The sequence below is a fragment of the Aliiroseovarius crassostreae genome, from assembly GCF_025137635.1.
Taxonomy (GTDB): domain Bacteria; phylum Pseudomonadota; class Alphaproteobacteria; order Rhodobacterales; family Rhodobacteraceae; genus Aliiroseovarius; species Aliiroseovarius crassostreae.
Window position 1 is genome coordinate 1,180,148 of record NZ_CP080772.1, and the last position, 16,238, is coordinate 1,196,385.

Annotated in this window: 16 protein-coding genes; 6 read left to right on the forward strand and 10 right to left on the reverse strand. The window is 59.9% G+C overall.

The genetic code is table 11. The features are described 5' to 3' along the window. Positions 1 to 42: 42 nt before the first annotated feature. The 3 genes from K3J57_RS05680 to K3J57_RS05690 form a co-directional block, all read right to left on the reverse strand. On the reverse strand, positions 43 to 2,127 hold the full coding sequence (locus K3J57_RS05680) for an ASKHA domain-containing protein (protein WP_259794386.1): 2,085 nt from the start codon (positions 2,125 to 2,127) through the stop codon (positions 43 to 45). A gap of 302 nt (positions 2,128 to 2,429) precedes the next feature. Next, the gene (locus tag K3J57_RS05685) at positions 2,430 to 3,587 is read right to left on the reverse strand and encodes a CaiB/BaiF CoA transferase family protein (RefSeq protein WP_259777143.1); all 1,158 of its coding nucleotides are present in this window, start codon (positions 3,585 to 3,587) and stop codon (positions 2,430 to 2,432) included. Between the two features lie 137 nt (positions 3,588 to 3,724). After that, entirely contained in the window at positions 3,725 to 4,048 is a 324-nt protein-coding gene (locus K3J57_RS05690) for a hypothetical protein (RefSeq protein ID WP_259797455.1), read from the reverse strand. A 136-nt stretch (positions 4,049 to 4,184) separates the two neighbouring features. Between K3J57_RS05690 and K3J57_RS05695 the strand changes: the two genes are divergently transcribed. Beyond that, the gene (locus tag K3J57_RS05695) at positions 4,185 to 4,742 is read left to right on the forward strand and encodes a hypothetical protein (protein WP_259777145.1); all 558 of its coding nucleotides are present in this window, start codon (positions 4,185 to 4,187) and stop codon (positions 4,740 to 4,742) included. A 247-nt stretch (positions 4,743 to 4,989) separates the two neighbouring features. Here the strand turns inward: K3J57_RS05695 and K3J57_RS05700 are convergent, their stop codons facing one another. The 4 genes from K3J57_RS05700 to K3J57_RS05715 all read right to left on the reverse strand — a co-directional run bounded on the left by K3J57_RS05700 (position 4,990) and on the right by K3J57_RS05715 (position 7,785). Continuing rightward, positions 4,990 to 5,229 carry a hypothetical protein gene (locus K3J57_RS05700; protein ID WP_259786673.1) on the reverse strand — a complete coding sequence of 80 codons (240 nt, stop codon included), beginning with the start codon at positions 5,227 to 5,229 and terminating at the stop codon, positions 4,990 to 4,992. Positions 5,230 to 5,441: 212 nt separating this feature from the next. Then, positions 5,442 to 6,515, reverse strand: coding sequence for a methyltetrahydrofolate cobalamin methyltransferase (locus K3J57_RS05705; protein ID WP_259786674.1), 1,074 nt, complete (start codon positions 6,513 to 6,515; stop codon positions 5,442 to 5,444). A 6-nt stretch (positions 6,516 to 6,521) separates the two neighbouring features. Then, positions 6,522 to 7,457, reverse strand: a complete 936-nt coding sequence (locus K3J57_RS05710) for a methylenetetrahydrofolate reductase (RefSeq protein ID WP_259794865.1) — start codon at positions 7,455 to 7,457, stop codon at positions 6,522 to 6,524. Between the two features lie 31 nt (positions 7,458 to 7,488). After that, the gene (locus tag K3J57_RS05715; protein ID WP_055192016.1) at positions 7,489 to 7,785 is read right to left on the reverse strand and encodes a virulence factor; all 297 of its coding nucleotides are present in this window, start codon (positions 7,783 to 7,785) and stop codon (positions 7,489 to 7,491) included. 284 nt (positions 7,786 to 8,069) lie between these two features. On the opposite strand from K3J57_RS05715, the gene K3J57_RS05720 reads away from it, so the two are divergent. Further along, positions 8,070 to 9,182: a Ppx/GppA phosphatase family protein gene (locus K3J57_RS05720; RefSeq protein ID WP_259786675.1), complete on the forward strand. Its 1,113-nt coding sequence runs from the start codon at positions 8,070 to 8,072 to the stop codon at positions 9,180 to 9,182. Beyond that, a complete protein-coding gene (locus K3J57_RS05725; protein WP_259777148.1) occupies positions 9,182 to 9,991 on the forward strand; it encodes an RlmE family RNA methyltransferase in 810 nt (269 codons plus the stop codon). The genes K3J57_RS05720 and K3J57_RS05725 overlap by 1 nt, the downstream gene beginning before the upstream one ends. Positions 9,992 to 10,058: 67 nt before the next feature. Here K3J57_RS05725 and K3J57_RS05730 read toward each other — a convergent pair whose 3' ends face one another. Then, positions 10,059 to 11,504, reverse strand: coding sequence for an aminotransferase class V-fold PLP-dependent enzyme (locus K3J57_RS05730; protein WP_259797457.1), 1,446 nt, complete (start codon positions 11,502 to 11,504; stop codon positions 10,059 to 10,061). A gap of 71 nt (positions 11,505 to 11,575) precedes the next feature. On the opposite strand from K3J57_RS05730, the gene K3J57_RS05735 reads away from it, so the two are divergent. Beyond that, a complete protein-coding gene (locus tag K3J57_RS05735; protein WP_259797460.1) occupies positions 11,576 to 12,076 on the forward strand; it encodes an Lrp/AsnC family transcriptional regulator in 501 nt (166 codons plus the stop codon). A 26-nt stretch (positions 12,077 to 12,102) separates the two neighbouring features. On the opposite strand, the gene K3J57_RS05740 is transcribed toward K3J57_RS05735, so the two are convergent. Continuing rightward, on the reverse strand, positions 12,103 to 12,846 hold the full coding sequence (locus tag K3J57_RS05740; protein ID WP_259797463.1) for a glutamine amidotransferase: 744 nt from the start codon (positions 12,844 to 12,846) through the stop codon (positions 12,103 to 12,105). Positions 12,847 to 13,040: 194 nt separating this feature from the next. On the opposite strand from K3J57_RS05740, the gene K3J57_RS05745 reads away from it, so the two are divergent. Both K3J57_RS05745 and K3J57_RS05750 read left to right on the forward strand, forming a co-directional pair. Beyond that, positions 13,041 to 14,693, forward strand: a complete 1,653-nt coding sequence (locus tag K3J57_RS05745) for a tetrathionate reductase family octaheme c-type cytochrome (protein ID WP_259794392.1) — start codon at positions 13,041 to 13,043, stop codon at positions 14,691 to 14,693. Then, the gene (locus K3J57_RS05750) at positions 14,690 to 15,352 is read left to right on the forward strand and encodes a cytochrome b/b6 domain-containing protein (protein WP_173487629.1); all 663 of its coding nucleotides are present in this window, start codon (positions 14,690 to 14,692) and stop codon (positions 15,350 to 15,352) included. Before K3J57_RS05745 ends, K3J57_RS05750 begins: the two co-directional genes overlap by 4 nt. 248 nt (positions 15,353 to 15,600) lie before the next feature. Here the strand turns inward: K3J57_RS05750 and mepK are convergent, their stop codons facing one another. Next, complete coding sequence (gene mepK, locus K3J57_RS05755; RefSeq protein WP_254449823.1) at positions 15,601 to 16,200, reverse strand: peptidoglycan L,D-endopeptidase MepK; 600 nt, start codon at positions 16,198 to 16,200, stop codon at positions 15,601 to 15,603. Positions 16,201 to 16,238: the final 38 nt, after the last annotated feature.

Genomic DNA, 16,238 nt, shown 5'->3' on the forward strand with positions numbered 1-16,238 from the left:
CCTGACGCCCGCGTGATTTTTTATCTGGGTCTGCTTGCGCGGTTATCCCCGGCGGCGCCGACGCCGGCCACCACCTTCGCCATCCCCGCCGCCGGTGTTGAAGCTGGGTTCGGGCAGCTCAACCACCGAGCGCAGGGTCGGGAAGGGGTCAGAAGAGTTCGGCATCGCGGAGGCATTGACGAAATGCTCCTGGAAACGCGGCTCGACGGCGGTTTCGATCTTTTCGATCTGTCGCACGAGGGCCTCGATCTCGCCCCGTGCGTCGCGATTGAGAAGCGCAATCCGTGCGCCGGTGCCAGCCGCATTGCCCGCAGAGGTCACCTTGTCCAAAGGCGCATCCGGGATCATGCCCAGAACCATCGCGTGTTTGGCCGAAATATGCGCGCCAAAGGCACCGGCCAGTACCACGCGGTCCACGTTTTCCACGCCGCGTTTGTCCATCAGCAGTCGTGCCCCGGAGTAAAGTGCCGCTTTGGCCATCTGAATGGCGCGAATGTCGCCATTGGTCACGGTGATCGGTTTGTGGTCCTCGTTCCCGTCCCACAGGCGATAGGAATTGGTGCGCCCATCAAGGAAGCAACGGGGTGTGCCGGTCTGTTCGGCAGAGCCGATCAACCCGCCCGCATCCACCAGCCCGGCGATGCGCATCTCTGCAATCACCTCGATAATGCCGGATCCGCAGATGCCGGTGATGCCGGTGGTGGCAATGGCGGCGTCAAACCCGTCTTCATCCGACCACAGCTCAGACCCAATCACGCGAAAGCGCGGTTCCTTGGTGACCGGGTCGATTTCGACCCGTTCGATGGCGCCCGGTGCTGCGCGTTGCCCGGAGGAGATTTGCGCCCCCTCAAAGGCGGGACCAGTGGGGGAGGAGCAGGCCAGAACGCCGTTTTTATCCCCCAACAGGATCTCGGCATTGGTGCCCACATCGACAATCAGCACCAGGTCTTCGGACTTGTTCGGGGCCTCTGACAGGGCGACACCGGCGGCATCCGCCCCCACATGGCCCGCAATACAGGGCAGAATATAGGCGCGTGTGCCGGGTGCGATGGTCAGGCCCAGATCCGCCGCTGTCAGTTCCAGCGCGTCCGAGGTCGCGAGCGCAAAGGGCGCTTGCCCCAGTTCAAACGGGTCGATGCCCAAAAACAGGTGATGCATGACCGGGTTCATCACGAAAACAGCGTCAAGGATCTGCGTCTTCTCGATTTCCGCTTCCCTGGCGATGTCATCCACAAGGTCGTTCAGCCCGGCGCGCACCGCTTCTGTCATTTCCAGATCGCCACCGGCATTCATCATTGCGTAGGACACCCGGCTCATCAGATCCTCACCAAACCGGATCTGCGGGTTCATCAGGCCGGAGGAGGCCACCACTTCGCCCGTCGACAGGTTGCACAGATGGCCCGCGATGGTGGTGGAGCCAAGGTCCACCGCAAGCCCAAAAACGGGCCCCTCGAAATAGCCGGGCCACAGGGCGATCACACGGGGGGTGCCCCCCGAATGCGGGCGGTGAATGGCGGCGGTCACCTTCCATTCGCCCTTGCGCAGAAGGGGTTGCAGAGGGCGCAGCAAATGGGTGTCGATCTCAAGTGCTGCGTGCCCGGTGGCGGATTTCAGGGCGGTCAAAAGCCGCTCCAGATCACCGGAAGGCTTGTGCATATCCGGCTCTTCCACTTCGACATAGGTCAGGTGAATGGTCGGGTTCAGCGTGATGTCGCGCAGTTCGGCACGCTTGCGCACCACCTGTTTGTGAACCTGACTTTCCGGCGGCACGTCGATCACCACATCGCCCTGCACCTTGGCCTGACATCCCAGGCGCCGCCCTTTGGGCAGGCCGCGCAGGTTGTCATAACGTTCCTCGACCTTGTTCCAGTCGGACAGGGCGGTCTCGCTGACGGTCACCCCATGTTTGGGGAACTCGCCATAGCTCGGAGTGATCTGGCATTTCGAACAGACACCGCGCCCGCCACAGACCGAATCGAGATCCACCCCAAGCTGCCGTGCCGCAGTCAGAACCGGGGTGCCAACGGGAAAATGCCCCCGTCGGCCGGAAGGGGTGAAAATGACCAGCGGATCTTTCTCGTTGCCCGAGGTCGGACCGGTGTTCGCAGAGATATTTTCCTGAGACATGTCGCGCGTTTGTCCTGTTGTAGTCAGTTATCTGGAACCAATCTAAACAGGCCACAGGCCGCCGCAATGGCGAAAGGCGGCATAAATGGCCCAACAGCGGCAAAAGCCGTGAAATTGCGCCATTTTTCCACTCTGTTGCGACGGATATCAACCGGGCGGCAAACCGGGGGGAGGCGAGGTTGATCAGGGGCGCGCAAATCTCGCCCCAATCAGCGTGTCACAGACCAAATAGGGGCCCCGCGCGCCCTTCCTCTTGCCACAAATATCCCGGGGTGAGGCCGAAGGCCGAGGGGCAGCGCCCCTTACGCCTCCAGCCAGTTCAGAATGTCCTGCCGGTGCTCGTCCAGCAAGGGGGCAGCGGCGTGATCATTGTGATCCGCCATTGCGCTCATCTTGATCGGATTGCCCGCCGCCTTGAACGTGCCGCCATCGGGGGCGGGCAGGTCCAGCACCATGTTGCGGGCCAGGATCTGCGGGTCCTGCATCACTTGTGCCACGTTCTGAATAGGGGCACAGGGGATCCCGGCTGCGGTGAGTTTCTCCAGCCAGTAGGAGACCGGGTGATCCAGCGTGATCAGCTCGATCCGGCGCCGGAGCTGCATCACGTTCTGGCAACGGTCGAGATTGGACCTGAACTCGTCCCGCTCCGCCAGTTTCGGTTTGCCCAGCTCGGCGCAAAGCCGCTGGAACAGGGCGTCATTGCCGCAGGCGATCACGAATAACCCGTCTTCGGCATGGAACGCCTCAAACGGTGCGATGGACGGGTGACGTGCCCCCGATGGTCCCGGCGCCACACCGGTTTCGTTTGAAATCGCAACCGCATGTTCGAGGATCGCCAGCTGGCTGTCGAGCATGGCCACGTCCACTTTCTGCCCTTCGCCCGTGCGTTCACGGTGGTAAAGTGCCGCCAGAAGCCCATGCCCCAGGAACATGCCCGCAACGATATCCCCCACAGACGCGCCCACACGCACCGGTTCGCGGTTCTTTTCGCCGGTGATCGACATCACACCGCCCCGCGCCTGCACCACCATGTCATAGGCCGGTTTCAGTGCCTCGGGGCCGGTATGTCCAAAGCCGGAGACCGCCCCATAGATGATCCGGGGAAACCGCGCGTGCAGATCCTCCCAGCCATAGCCCAGCCGTTCCATCACGCCGGGGCGATAGTTTTCCATCACCACGTCGGCGCGGGTCAGGATCTTGTCAAAGATCGCACGGTCGTCATCCTGTTTGAGGTTGAGTGCAATGGATTGCTTGTCACGATTGATGGTGGCGAAATAGGCGGAATGCCCATCGCGGAAGGGCGGGAAATGGCGGGTGTCATCCCCGATCCCTGGCATTTCAACCTTGATCACCTTCGCGCCGAGATCGGACAGGATCATCGAGCAATAGGGGCCGGCCAGCACATGGGTGAGGTCCACAATGGTGATGCCGTCCAACGGCCCCTTTGGGGAATGTGACATGAAAAAAGTCCTTCTGTTCGCGGGTTTGGCGGACAGTTAGCGCTCGCGCAACGTGTTGACCTTGAGGGAAATCAAGTTTCTGGCGGGGTTGACGTGAGGAAAGGGAATGCCCGTCATGCGCGCGCTGCAAAGCGCCCTCAATGATCGTGGGATGCCCAGTGACAACGGTCAAATTCCGCATAAGCCACAAGGGTGTCACTTTGGTTCGGCCCAACCAGCCGTGAACAGCCTTCCAACACGGTTTCGCTTTCAAAGACGCTGAGAATGCCCCCGTCCTGATGCGGGCTGCAGAGCTGTTCTGCCGGGCCAAGCCACCCTGTAAGGCGCACGCCGCCTTTTGGTGTGACGGCAAAGAAATGATCCTGTTGCGTCGCATTGGTCACGCAGCTCTCCGCCTGGGCCGGGAAAGCGGGCAGGAGCAGCAGGGCCATGAAAGCGAAGGGTGAAAAGACGTGTTGCATGATGCCAGCGTCGCCCCCTCAGCCGAACCTGTCCAGTCACAGACCATCGCAATTCGGTGATGTGAGTTGTGCCCCTGTGAAGTCGCAACAGGCTAGGCTGGGCCTATTTCCAAAACTGAGTTCGGGAGGAATTGTGATGAAACGAATAAGTTTGCTGGCACTCGCCGCCGTGATCGGATGGGGGGCCATGGCCAGCGCACAGGATGCGCCTTTTGGCAGTGATGAAGATGCCGCCTATGCCGCCGCCCTGTGGCAGGCAATGCTGGACCAGCGCCTGGCCGGGGAGGGGATGATCCGTGGATTTCCCTATGAAGGCATCGAACCCCACGGCCTGATGTTGGAGACATTTTACAGCACGGCTGAAGTGAACGGGCATCAGGGGGCCTTGATCGTGAAACGGAACTTTGGCCCGGAAGGGGTTGAAATCGATCAGGTTCTGACGGATCCGGGCAAGCATCTGGGGGCCTATACGGTGATGTTTCAGCGTGAAAAAGGCTATGATGACGACAATCAGAACTGGTTCTGGGTGAAATATCTGCCGGACGGATCGCTGGACATGAACCCGAAGGGGATGCGGCTGGCTGGTCGGGTTGCCAAAGGAGCAGATGCGGGGTGCATCGCCTGCCATTCCGGTGAAGACGATTACATTTTCACCACCGACGCCCCGGTCGCGATGGACGCCATGATGAAGTGAGACGGGTCTGATACGGGTCTGATGCAGGCCTGATAAAGCGTTGCCACATTGCCGGTGCAACAGCGTGATGTGGATAGCCGCGCCTCATGTGATGAAGGTGGGGGGGCCAATTATTGCGCTGATCCAACAGGAAACACCTTGCGGGGGAGCGCGCAAACGGGGCTGGTCAACAGATCTGGTCGACAGAAAAAGAGGCCCTGCCTGAACAGGCGGGCCTCACAAACTCGTATGTCAAAGGGCGCCGTGATCAGCTGACCGGGTTGCCCATTTTGTCATAGGTCACTTCCGGCATGATCGGGGCCGGCTCGGGCTCCGGCTGCGATGCGCAGGCGGCCAGGGTTGCAACAACAAGAAGAAGTGCGGCTGCGGATTTGATGGTCATGTTCTTTGCCTCTTTTATGCAGGTGATCACGCCTTGCGATGTCAGTTCGCCGCGGGCTGGACCAAGCTGAAAGGACCAGACCCCTGCGGCCTCACAAGGTGCCACCGAGGAAATCTTAACTCTTTGGTGAGATATTGCAATGATTGAGTGTGTTGCCATCCCGTGGTCCCCCCGATGTCATCCGGGGCGCAAATTCGGGCCGCATCGAAAGGGGCAGCCCGGTCGTGGACAAAAGAGAAGGGCCCGCACCGGCGGACCCTTTTCAAGTGTTTAGCAGATTTGCGCCGCGTTACCCGCGACTGCCCTTATGCGCCGCGTTACCCGCGACGACGACGTCCACCGCGACGGCCACCAGCAGCACCGGCAGCACCAGCATTGGCTGAGTTGAACTTGATCCACTCGGCCCCGCCATCATCGTTGTTGGTCAGGAAGTTGGCCGCGCGGATCGCCTCCATTTCCTTGCCGGCGCGCGGCAGGGTCGAGCCCAGACCAAACACCTGACAGAAGGTCTCGTCATCCATATCCGCAGGGATGATGATGCCCTTGGCTTCGATCTCGGCCTTTTTCTCGGCCAGTTTTTTCGGGCCAACCGGCAGGGCAACCGGGTTCATGATCGCAGAGGTCATACCGGTGGCCATCGCCATCGGCAGGAAGGCGTTGTTGATGCCGTGACGGTTCGGCAGGCCGAAGGAAATGTTCGAGGCACCACAGGTGGTGTTCACACCCAGCTCGTCGCGCAGGCGACGGTTCAGTTCAAACACCTGCAGGCCAGCGGTGCCCATGGCGCCGATCGGCATCACCAGCGGGTCGACCACAATGTCATGGGCCGGGATGCCGAAGTCAGCCGCGCGTTCCACGATCTTTTTGGCCACCGCAAAACGCACTTCCGGGTCCTCGGAAATGCCGGTGTCATCGTTGGAAATGGCCACAACCGGCACGTTGTATTTCTTGACCAGCGGCAGAACCACTTCCAGGCGCTCTTCTTCGCCGGTGACGGAATTGAGCAGCGGGCGGCCCTTGGCGGCTTCCAGACCGGCTTCCAGCGCGCCGGGCACGGAGGAGTCGATACACAGCGGGCAATCGGTCACGGCCTGCACGGTCTCAACCAGCTTGCGCATCAGGTCCGGCTCAACAAAGTTGTTGTCGGCATAACGCGGATCTTCGGCCATCTTGTTCGAAAAAACAGCGCCCGAGTTGATGTCGAGGATGGTGGCGCCAGCGGCAACCTGTGCCAGCGCGTCGGCTTCCACGCGCGAGAAATCGTCGCGCTCCAGCTCTTCGTTCAGGATCTTGCGGCCGGTCGGGTTGATGCGCTCGCCGATCACGGAAAACGGCTGGTCAAAGCCGATGATCGAGGTTTTGGTGGCGCTTTCGACGATGGTACGGGTCATTAATTATTATCCTTTGGTCGCGTTGACGGGGGCGGTGGCTTCACCGCCATTATTGATGGCCCAGTTGGCATTGGTCTTGATGCCGCCCAGCGGGAAGAAATGGACCTTTTCAATGTTGAAATCGGGGTTGGCCGCCTTGTGGTTGGCCAGTTCGTTCAGCACATCGGTCGGCTCATAGGGCAGCAGCAGCTTGGACACGTCCATCGCGCGTTTCTGCAGCACTTTCAGCGACGGGCCAACACCGCAGGCAATGGCGAATTTGATCAGGGTCTGCAGCTTGGCAGGGCCGGCGATGCCGATATGGACCGGAATGTCGATACCTTGCGCTTTCAGCCCGTTGGCCCAGTCGATGATCGGACCGCCGTCAAAGGCGAACTGGGTGGCGAGCGCCATCTTGGCGTCGGTGCGCTTGGAAAACTCCTGTTTCCACGACAGCGCCTCATCCACGTTCTTGCGCGATCCGTCCGGGTCGATATCCTTGTTGCCTTCCGGGTGGCCGGCAACATGCAGACGGTCGAACCCGTGCTTGTCGAAAAGTCCGGTTTCCAGAAGTTGCATCGAGGAATGGAAATCGCCATGCGGCTGGGCCACGCCGCCCGCCAGCAGCAGCGCCTGTTTCACATTGGCCTCACCCTGATAGCGGTTGATCCAGTCAGCAAGCGTCGCTTCGTCCTTGATGATCCGGGCGGGGAAATGCGGCATCACCTCAAAGCCTTCGCCGTTGATGCGTTTGGCGGTCTCGACCATTTCCTCGATCGGGGTGCCCTCGATATGGGCAATATAGACGCGGGTCCCTGCCGGCAGCAGGTCGCGGAAATCCTCGACCTTGGCGGCGGTGCGCGGCATCACCTCAATCGAATATCCTTGCAGGAAAGCTTCGAGGGCGGGGCTTGCGGTCTTGACGTCATCCGACGTCTTCTTGCGGAAATTCAACAGCGCCATGGCTGCCTCCATCAGCTTGGGCCAGGACATCTTATGCCCGGCCATCGTTGGCAATCAGCGCCTTGAGACGCTCCTGATCATATTCCGCGTCGATGCGTGCAGCTTCCGCCTTGGCAATCTCCTGCGGGTCTCCCTCCAGAGGATAGGGGGCAGCCTTGCGCCATTCCGCCAGATAGGCGTCGCTGTCACGCGCACCCACCTTCATTGCAGCCCGGTCAATGGCCTGTTCAAATCGCTCGGGCAGGGCGGCCTTGGCCCCCCGGCGCCCTTTGCCAACGATGACTTGTGCGGGCATGTCCCGCCAGTAAACGATCGTGACGTCAGGCATCGTGCGATTCTCCCTCTCTCCTGGTTGTTCCGTTCTAAAACCGCCCCCCGGTTTCGAGCGGACGTTTTTCGACACAGGGTGATCCACAAGCGACTTCCATGTCGGTTTTGCATGCTGTTGGATACGTCAAATCTGTCGCCATCACCACTCCGGGGCGTGCAAAAACCTACTGCAACGCCGTGAAACTTTCTCATCATCTTTATCAATCAAGCGCGCGTCGGGGATTGCGCAATTCTTTGCCGACGCCTATCTTGAAGGCAACTTGAATAGGAGGGCGTTTCGTCATGACGCCCAAGCGTCCCAATGGTGCGGGCGCGTTCCCGAAAGCGGTTGCAACCCCCGCGCCGAAATTGCCGGATCCATCCGGGCTGTATGCCGCGCTGGATCTTGGCACAAACTCGTGTCGGATGCTGATTGCCCAACCAAAGGGCAGTCAGTTTCACGTCGTGGACAGTTTTTCGAAATCCGTGCAGCTGGGCAAGGGGCTAGAGGCCTCGGGCAAGCTCAGCCGTGCTTCCATGGCGCGCACCGTGCAGGCGCTGCGCATCTGCCGCAAGAAGCTGATCAAACATGATGTCAAGCGTATGCGCCTTGTGGCAACAGAGGCCTGCCGCCGTGCCCAGAATGCGCGCAGTTTCATGAATTACATCCGCCGGGAAACCGGGCTGAAGATGGAGATCATCAAGCCCGAGGAAGAGGCGCGCCTGGCCGTGGTCTCCTGTGCGCCGCTGGTCTCAACCCGGACCGAACAGCTTCTTGTCGTCGATATCGGCGGTGGCTCGACCGAGCTGGTCTGGCTGGATCTGTCGAAAGTGCCGCCGCTGGAACGGCCCAAGGCGATCATGCGGATGGGGCGGGGGTTCCTGGGCGATGCCGGCCCGTTCCCGCAGGCCACCGTGGTGGACTGGATCTCGGTGCCCTTGGGGGTCGCGACGCTGCGCGAGATGTTTGACGATGTGGATGACGACGCCGGGCGCTATGCGCTCATGTCGGTGCATTTCGAAGAGCAGCTGGCCGATTTCAGCCCCTTTTATCACGAACCGCCCCGCGAGGGGTTTCAGATCATCGGCACCTCGGGCACCGTGACCACGGTGGCGGCCACCCATCTGGGGCTGCGTCGCTATGATCGCAACAAGGTGGATGGGCTGCGCATGACCTCTGAACAGATCGAGAAGGTCATTCATGGCTATCTTGCGCTGGGACCAAACGGGCGGCGGATGAATTCCCATATCGGGCGGGATCGGCAATCGCTGATCATGTCGGGATCGGCGATCCTGCAGGCCCTTTTGCGCGTCTGGCCCACGGATCGCTTGTCAGTGGCGGATCGCGGCCTTAGAGAGGGCATTCTTTATTCGCAAATGTCCTCGGACGGTGTTTTGGAAGACGGACCATTCTGATGTCGGATCAAACTGGAAATAATGGCGGCTCTGGTGATGACGAGGGCAGCGACGGCGCTGGTGGCGCTGGTGAGGCGGGCAAATCCGCCGGGCGCAAATATTCGAAACGCACCCGCAAATCCTCGGGCCGGGGGCAGCGCGACCTGACGGTGAAGGTAAAAACCGCCCGTGGGCGGCGCAATTCCTCAACCCGGTGGTTGCAGCGCCAGCTGAACGACCCCTATGTGCAGCGCGCGCGGGCCGAAGGCTATCGCGGTCGCGCGGCCTTTAAGATCATGGAACTGGACGATAAATTCCGTTTTCTGGTCAATGGCGCGCGGGTGGTGGATCTGGGCTGTGCGCCGGGGGGCTGGGCCCAGGTTGCGGTGCCTCGCATCAATGCGCTTGGTGAGAAACCGGGCAAGCGGATCGGCACGTTCCTGGGGATTGACCTGCAAGAGGTTGAACCGCTGGCCGGGGCGGAGTTCCACCAGCTCGACTTCATGGAAGAGGGCGCGGACGACCAGATCAAGGACTGGTTGGGCGGCAGGGCGGATGTGGTGATGTCGGATATGGCGGCGGCCAGTTCCGGCCACAAACAAACCGACCACCTGCGTATTATCGCGCTGTGTGAGGCGGCGGCCTATCTTGCCTTTGACGTGCTGGAAGAGGGGGGCACGTTCGTGGCCAAGGTGCTTGCCGGTGGGGCAGAGGCCGAGTTGCAGAAGATCCTCAAGATCCGGTTTGACAAGGTGCGCTACATGAAACCGCCCTCAAGCCGGTCGGACAGTTCCGAGAAATTTGTGGTGGCCACCGGGTTCCGGGGCTAGTTCCGGGCTAACGGCATCTTGCCCAATCGAGGTCCGTTTCGATTGGGCCGTTCGATTGGGCAGTGTGTCATGCGCTTTGCGGGATCGTTTCGGGACGCGTGGAAATCGCAAAGCGCGCGGTTGCCGGGTCCGCCTTGTAAAACCCTTCCAGCTCGTCCAGCCGGTGGGTGAGCGCGTTCACGCTGTCGATCACGTAACGCGCTTTTTCATCCGACATCAGATAGCTGAAATTGAGCCGGACCCAGCCCGGTTTCTCCAGCTCATGCCCCTGTTGCAGTGCGCAGAACAGGGCGTCGGAGCCGGTTTGGTCGATCCCCAGCAGCGTGTGGGCATAAGGGCCCGCGCAGGCGCAACCGCCGCGCACCTGAATGCCGTAGACGTCGCTTAGCATCCGGGTGAACAGCTGGTGATGAAACGGGCGGCCGTCCGCGCGCTTCACCAGAAAGGAAAAGATCGGCAGCCGGTTGGGGTGATCTGTGCCCAGCAGCACCAGTTGCGGATTGTCGGCCCAACCGGTGATGGCCATTTCGTTCAGGTCGGCTTCGCGGGCGGAAATCCGGTCCTGCCCAACCGCCTCCTTGACCAGAAAGGCGAGGGCTGCGCGAATGTCGCCCACCACATTCGGCGTGCCGGCTTCTTCGCGTGTGGCGAGCGTGTCGGAATAGCTGTGTTTCCAGGGAGAGACAAAGCTGACAGTGCCGCCCCCCGGCAGGCTTGGCGCGTGGCACCTGACCGCAGCGTCCCGCACGATCAGCAGGCCGGACGCGCCCGGACCGCCCGGAAATTTATGCGGTGAGACCACCACCGCGTCTTTCTGACAATCTGGCGCGGGGGCCATGTCTATCGGCAGATAAGGGGCGCCACCCGCATAATCCCAGACCGACAGCGCGCCATGTGCCTTCAAAAGCCGCGTCACCGGATCGGGGGCCGTGATCACGCCGGTCACATTGGAGGCGGCTGAAAAACTGCCGATTTTCACCTCGGCATCTGCGTGGGTCACCAGGGCTGCCTCAAGGGCTGCCAGATCCGGCCCTCCTGTCGGTGCTTCGGGGATTTCCACAACCTCTGCAGCGGATTCGCGCCATGGAAGGATGTTGGAGTGATGTTCATAAGGTCCAATGAAAACAACGGACTTCCGCGTTTTATTCACACCAAAAAGGGACACGAGCCGGTTCAGACCCGCAGTGGCCCCGGCGCCTGCAAAAATCACCGAGCAATCGTCGGCACGGGTGATCCGCGTGATTTCGGCGCGGGCCTGCGCCCGCATTCGGGTCATATAGGCACCGCAATAGGAGGCCTCGGTATGGCTGTTGGCATAGAAGGGCAGAACATGATCGCGGATAAAATCTTCCACCAGTGTCAGCGCCCGCCCGGACGCCACGTAATCGGCATAGGTCAATGAGACTTCGCCGAACAGGCCGGGAATTTTCACCCCATCCCCGATAATGGAATTGCGGAGCTTTGACATCCCGTCGGCCCGCCGCAAAAGGGATTTGAAGATCTCGATACTCATGTTGCGTTCCCTGACGTCATTTCTATTTGGGGAATTTCACCATTGGTTAGGCGGGAATTTGAACGTAATATATGCGTGAAAGTGAAAAATATGGTGAAATTGACCACATGGATGGCATCAAAATAGATCAAAAGGATCATGAGATCCTGGCAATTCTGCAGCGCGATGGGGCCATTTCCCAACGCGAACTGGCCGAACGGGTGGGGCTGTCGCAAAACGCCTGCTGGCGGCGGTTGCAAAGCCTGAATGCGATCGGGGTGATCACCGGCAATACGGTGCGGCTGGATCGGGAAAAGCTTGGCTTGAAGCTGGTGGTTTTTGTGCTGATGCGCACCCGGCACCATTCATCCGACTGGCTAAAGAATTTTCGCAGGGCGGTGCTGAACGTGCCGGAAGTTGTTGATTTCTTTCGGATTGGTGGGGATTACGACTATCTGGCAAAAGTGGTGACCGAGGATATTCAAAGCTATGATCAGGTCTATCAACGCCTGATTTCCACGGTCGAACTGGACGGGGTGACCTCATATTTCTCGATGGAAACCATTGCCGAGCAGCGCCCCTATCATATCTGATCAGGCGGCTGCATCGGCATCCAGTATCAGCAGCTGCGGTATCGGGACACGAAATTGGCGAGGATCTGTTCCGGCACCACCACATTGGCGGCATGCACCATGTCGATCAGGGACTGGGCTTCTTCCGGTGGGAAATAGCCGTGATGTTTATAGATGCCGATACGGGTTTCGAACCCATGGGCGTCGGCCTCGGGGTGGAACTGGGTGGCATAGACATTCTGGCCAAAGCGCACCATCTGGAACGGGCAATCGGGCGCGCTGACCAGATGGGTGCAGCCTGCGGGCAGGTGCTGCATCGCTTCCTTATGGCCGACAAATGCCTCAAATTCCTCTGGTAAGCCATTGAGAAGTGGATCAGTTTTACCATCATCCGTCACGCGGCAGGGGGTTGCCCGCACGGGTTCGCCATAGCGGTCCTTGGAGATCGCGCCCGGTTCAAGATGGTGACCCAGGATGCCGATCCCATAACAACAGCCCAGAAACGGCATGTCGCGGGCGGTGATTTCCGGCATCAAGGACAGGCATTCTGCCTCGATCTTGGCCTCGATCGGTTTTTTCTTTTCCGGCGCGTCCGAAACACAGCCGGGTCCGCCACCGACAATGACGCCGGAATAGGCGTCAAGGTTGAGATCCACAGGCAGGTTGTCCTGATCCAGGCGAATGCGATGCACCTCGTCACGCGACAGGTTCCCTTTGCTCAGAAAGGCCTGAAACTCGTCATCCGAGGCATCGGTTTCGGGGCGCAATTGCAAGATCAGAAAGGGTTTCATCTGGGGCCTTCGGGTCAGAGGGGAAAGTTTGCACGACACTGCCTGATCAGAGCGATGAGGGCAATGGGCTGATCCTGGCCGAAATGCGGGATGCGGCGTTTTGATACATGGTCTGGAATTTGCAAATGAGATAACATATGAATGAATGAATATGAGTCGGTGCTGCGCGAACCACCGGCAGGGGAGAGCCAGCCATGAACACAATCCTGAAAAGGGTGGTCTGGGTCGTTCTAGGGGTGATGTTTGCGCAGATCTCCTTGGCCGAAACCGGGTCAAACGGGGCGAAGGTCCCCGAGAAACCACCTGCAATTCCAACAACTTCTACTGCTGATCACAGCACGTTTGAGGCCTTGAAAGGCCCGTTCGCCTCAGGGCCTGAGGTGACAAAAGCCTGTCTGACCTGCCACAATGAGGCGGATGATCAGATCATGCATTCGATCCATTTCAATTGGAATTACGAAAGTGCATCGGGCCAGACGCTGGGCAAATCCAAAGTGATCAATGCGTTTTGTGGCAATGTGGCGGGCAATGAACCGCGCTGCACCTCGTGCCATGCGGGCTATGGCTGGGACGACATGTCGGTCACACCCGCTGATGCGGGGGTCGCGCCGGACTGTCTGGTCTGCCACGACCGATCCGGCCAATATACCAAGACCGCCACCGGGGCAGGGCATCCCCCGCTGGACCCGGTCAAGCCGGGCACCAAAACCATCACCGGGCAGCTTGCCTGGGCGGTGGATCTGGCCAAATCGGCACAATCGGTTGCCATGCCGGGGCGCGACAATTGCGGCAACTGCCATTTCTATGGCGGCGGCGGGGACAATGTGAAGCACGGCGATCTCAGCTCGGCGCTTTATAACCCGTCGAAACAGGTGGATGTGCATATGTCGCCCGAGGGCGAGAATTTCACCTGTTCCACCTGTCATGTTGAAGAAAAGCACGACTGGGCCGGATCACGTTATGACACGGTGGTCACATTGTCGGAGCACCCGAAGCCCGGCGCCGGCCGCACGACCGCGACCTGCGAAAGCTGCCACTCTGATGCGCCGCACCCGTTGAATATCAAAGGCGTAAAGCTGAATGATCACACGGATAAACTGGCCTGTCAGACCTGCCACATCCCGGAATTTGCCCGCGGTGGCGTGGCCACAAAGACCTATTGGGACTGGTCAGCCGCGGGGCGTATGGGACCGGATGGCAAACCGATGCATGAGGACAACTGGGTGCAGTCCGATGGCAAGAAGCTGCACACCTACCTGTCCACCAAAGGGATCTTCGACTATGGCGAGGACGTGGTGCCGCATTACGACTGGTTCAACGGTCACGTGGAATATGCAACGGATGAGGTGATCGACCCGTCCAAAGTGGTTGAGGTGAACCGTCTGAACGGCACGCCGGGCGCCACGGACAGCCGGATCTGGCCGTTCAAACGCATGGAGGGCCGTCAGGCCTATGACACGGCGTCGAACAAACTGACCTATTCACAGGTTTGGGGGCCAACCACCGACACCGCCTTCTGGACCAATTTCGATTGGGGCAAGGCGATCAAGGCCGGGATGAAGGCGGCCGGGCGTGAGTATTCCGGGCAGTTCGATTTCACGGACACGTATATGTATTGGCCGATCACCCATATGGTGGCGCCCGCAGATCAGGCTCTTGATTGTGCAGCCTGCCATGCAGAGGACGGTCGGTTGGACGGGATCGCGGCGGTTTACATGCCGGGCACGGATCCGCGCGGCCCATTTGGCCTTATCGGCATGGCGATCTTTGCCCTCGCCCTGCTTGGCGTCACGGGCCATGCGCTGCTGCGTCTGGTTGGCCGCAAATCGAAAGGGACACCGTCATGAGCAAACGTATCGTCAAGGTTTACCCGCGGTTTGAGCGCCTGTGGCACTGGACGCAGATGGCGTTGATCATGGTGCTGATGGTGACAGGGTTCGGGATGAACGGGGTGCATGACCTGCTGCCCTTCGGACCGGCGGTCATGTTTCACACCATGGCGGCGCTTGCGCTGCTGCTGGTGTGGATCTTTGCCACGTTCTGGCTGTTCACCACCGGCACATGGAAGCAGTTTGTCCCGCAGCTTGATGGATTGCTGCAGGTGGCCCGGTTCTATGCCTACGGCGTCTTCAAGGGGGAAAAACACCCCTATAAGAAACTCTATTGGCGCAAGCATAACCCGTTGCAGATATTCGCGTATTTCGGGTTGAAGATGTTTGTCTTCCCGATGATCTGGGGCACCGGCCTGATCTATCTGACCTATAATTTCTGGGCCGAAGGGGATGCGAGTTTCACGCTTTACGTGGTGGCCAATCTGCATCTTCTGGCCGCCTATGTGATCGCTGCTTTTGTCGTGGTGCATGTCTATATGCTGACCATTGGCCACGGGTTCCGTGAACATGTCCGGCCCATGATCAGCGGGTATGAAGAGGTGGACCTGACCCCCGAGCAGGAGGCCTATCTGGAGGCCAATGAACCGGATCGTCTGATGCCGCGTGAGGGTTGAGTGCATCAAGGTGATCAGAGGGTGACCCCCTGGGCTGAGGGGGCGCCCCGGTGAAGAACGCGGGTTCCGAAAGGAGCCCGCGTTTCGCGTCTGCAGCCCGTGCGCAGCAAGCTGTGTCGGGGGCAGATAGTCTCAAATATCCCGTGCCTGCAACCTGCGAAAAGAGCGGCTCACATAAAAAAGGCTCACCGGGACGGGAGCCTTTGAAGGGGTCTTCAGGATGTCGATCAGGGGGGCGTGGGCTGGGCTCAGCGTCCCCAGGTGCGCACGGTGCCGCAATCCATATGCACGAAATTGGAACCGGTATATTTGCCAACCCCTCCGCCACGGCAGGCGGCTGCGGCTTTGAACATCTGGTTCACGCTGCGTGATTTCAGGCGCAGATCAGCAGCCTGACCCTTCATATGCAAAGAGTTCTTGGCCACCCCACGCGACTTGCTGCGCAACATGGCGTTGGTCTGCGGCGAGCGGTAGCCCGACAGCATCATATAGGGTTCACGCACATCCATCAGCCCATGGGCCGCGGCCATGATATCGATGGTACGGGTGTCCATCCTGACCGACCGGTCCACGCGCCAGTCGCGCATGAAGTGATTGATTTCCTGAAGGGATTCCTTGATGTATTTGCCTTCGACCCAATAGATCATATTGATCGATTCACCGGTGCGGCCGGAATACATGGCAATGCGGCGCACATCGCCGCCGCCACGCAGAAAGCCTGCGGCATTGGCATACATCGGAGCGGCAGATACGGCCGTGGCGGCAAAGGCGCCCAGCAATCCGCGGCGTGTCAGTAGGGTGGAAGAATTCCGCTCGGTCGAAAGATCAGTCGAAACCGTCATAGTCATAGTTCAGCGTGTCCCGTCGCTTGCCTGTCCTCTGATCC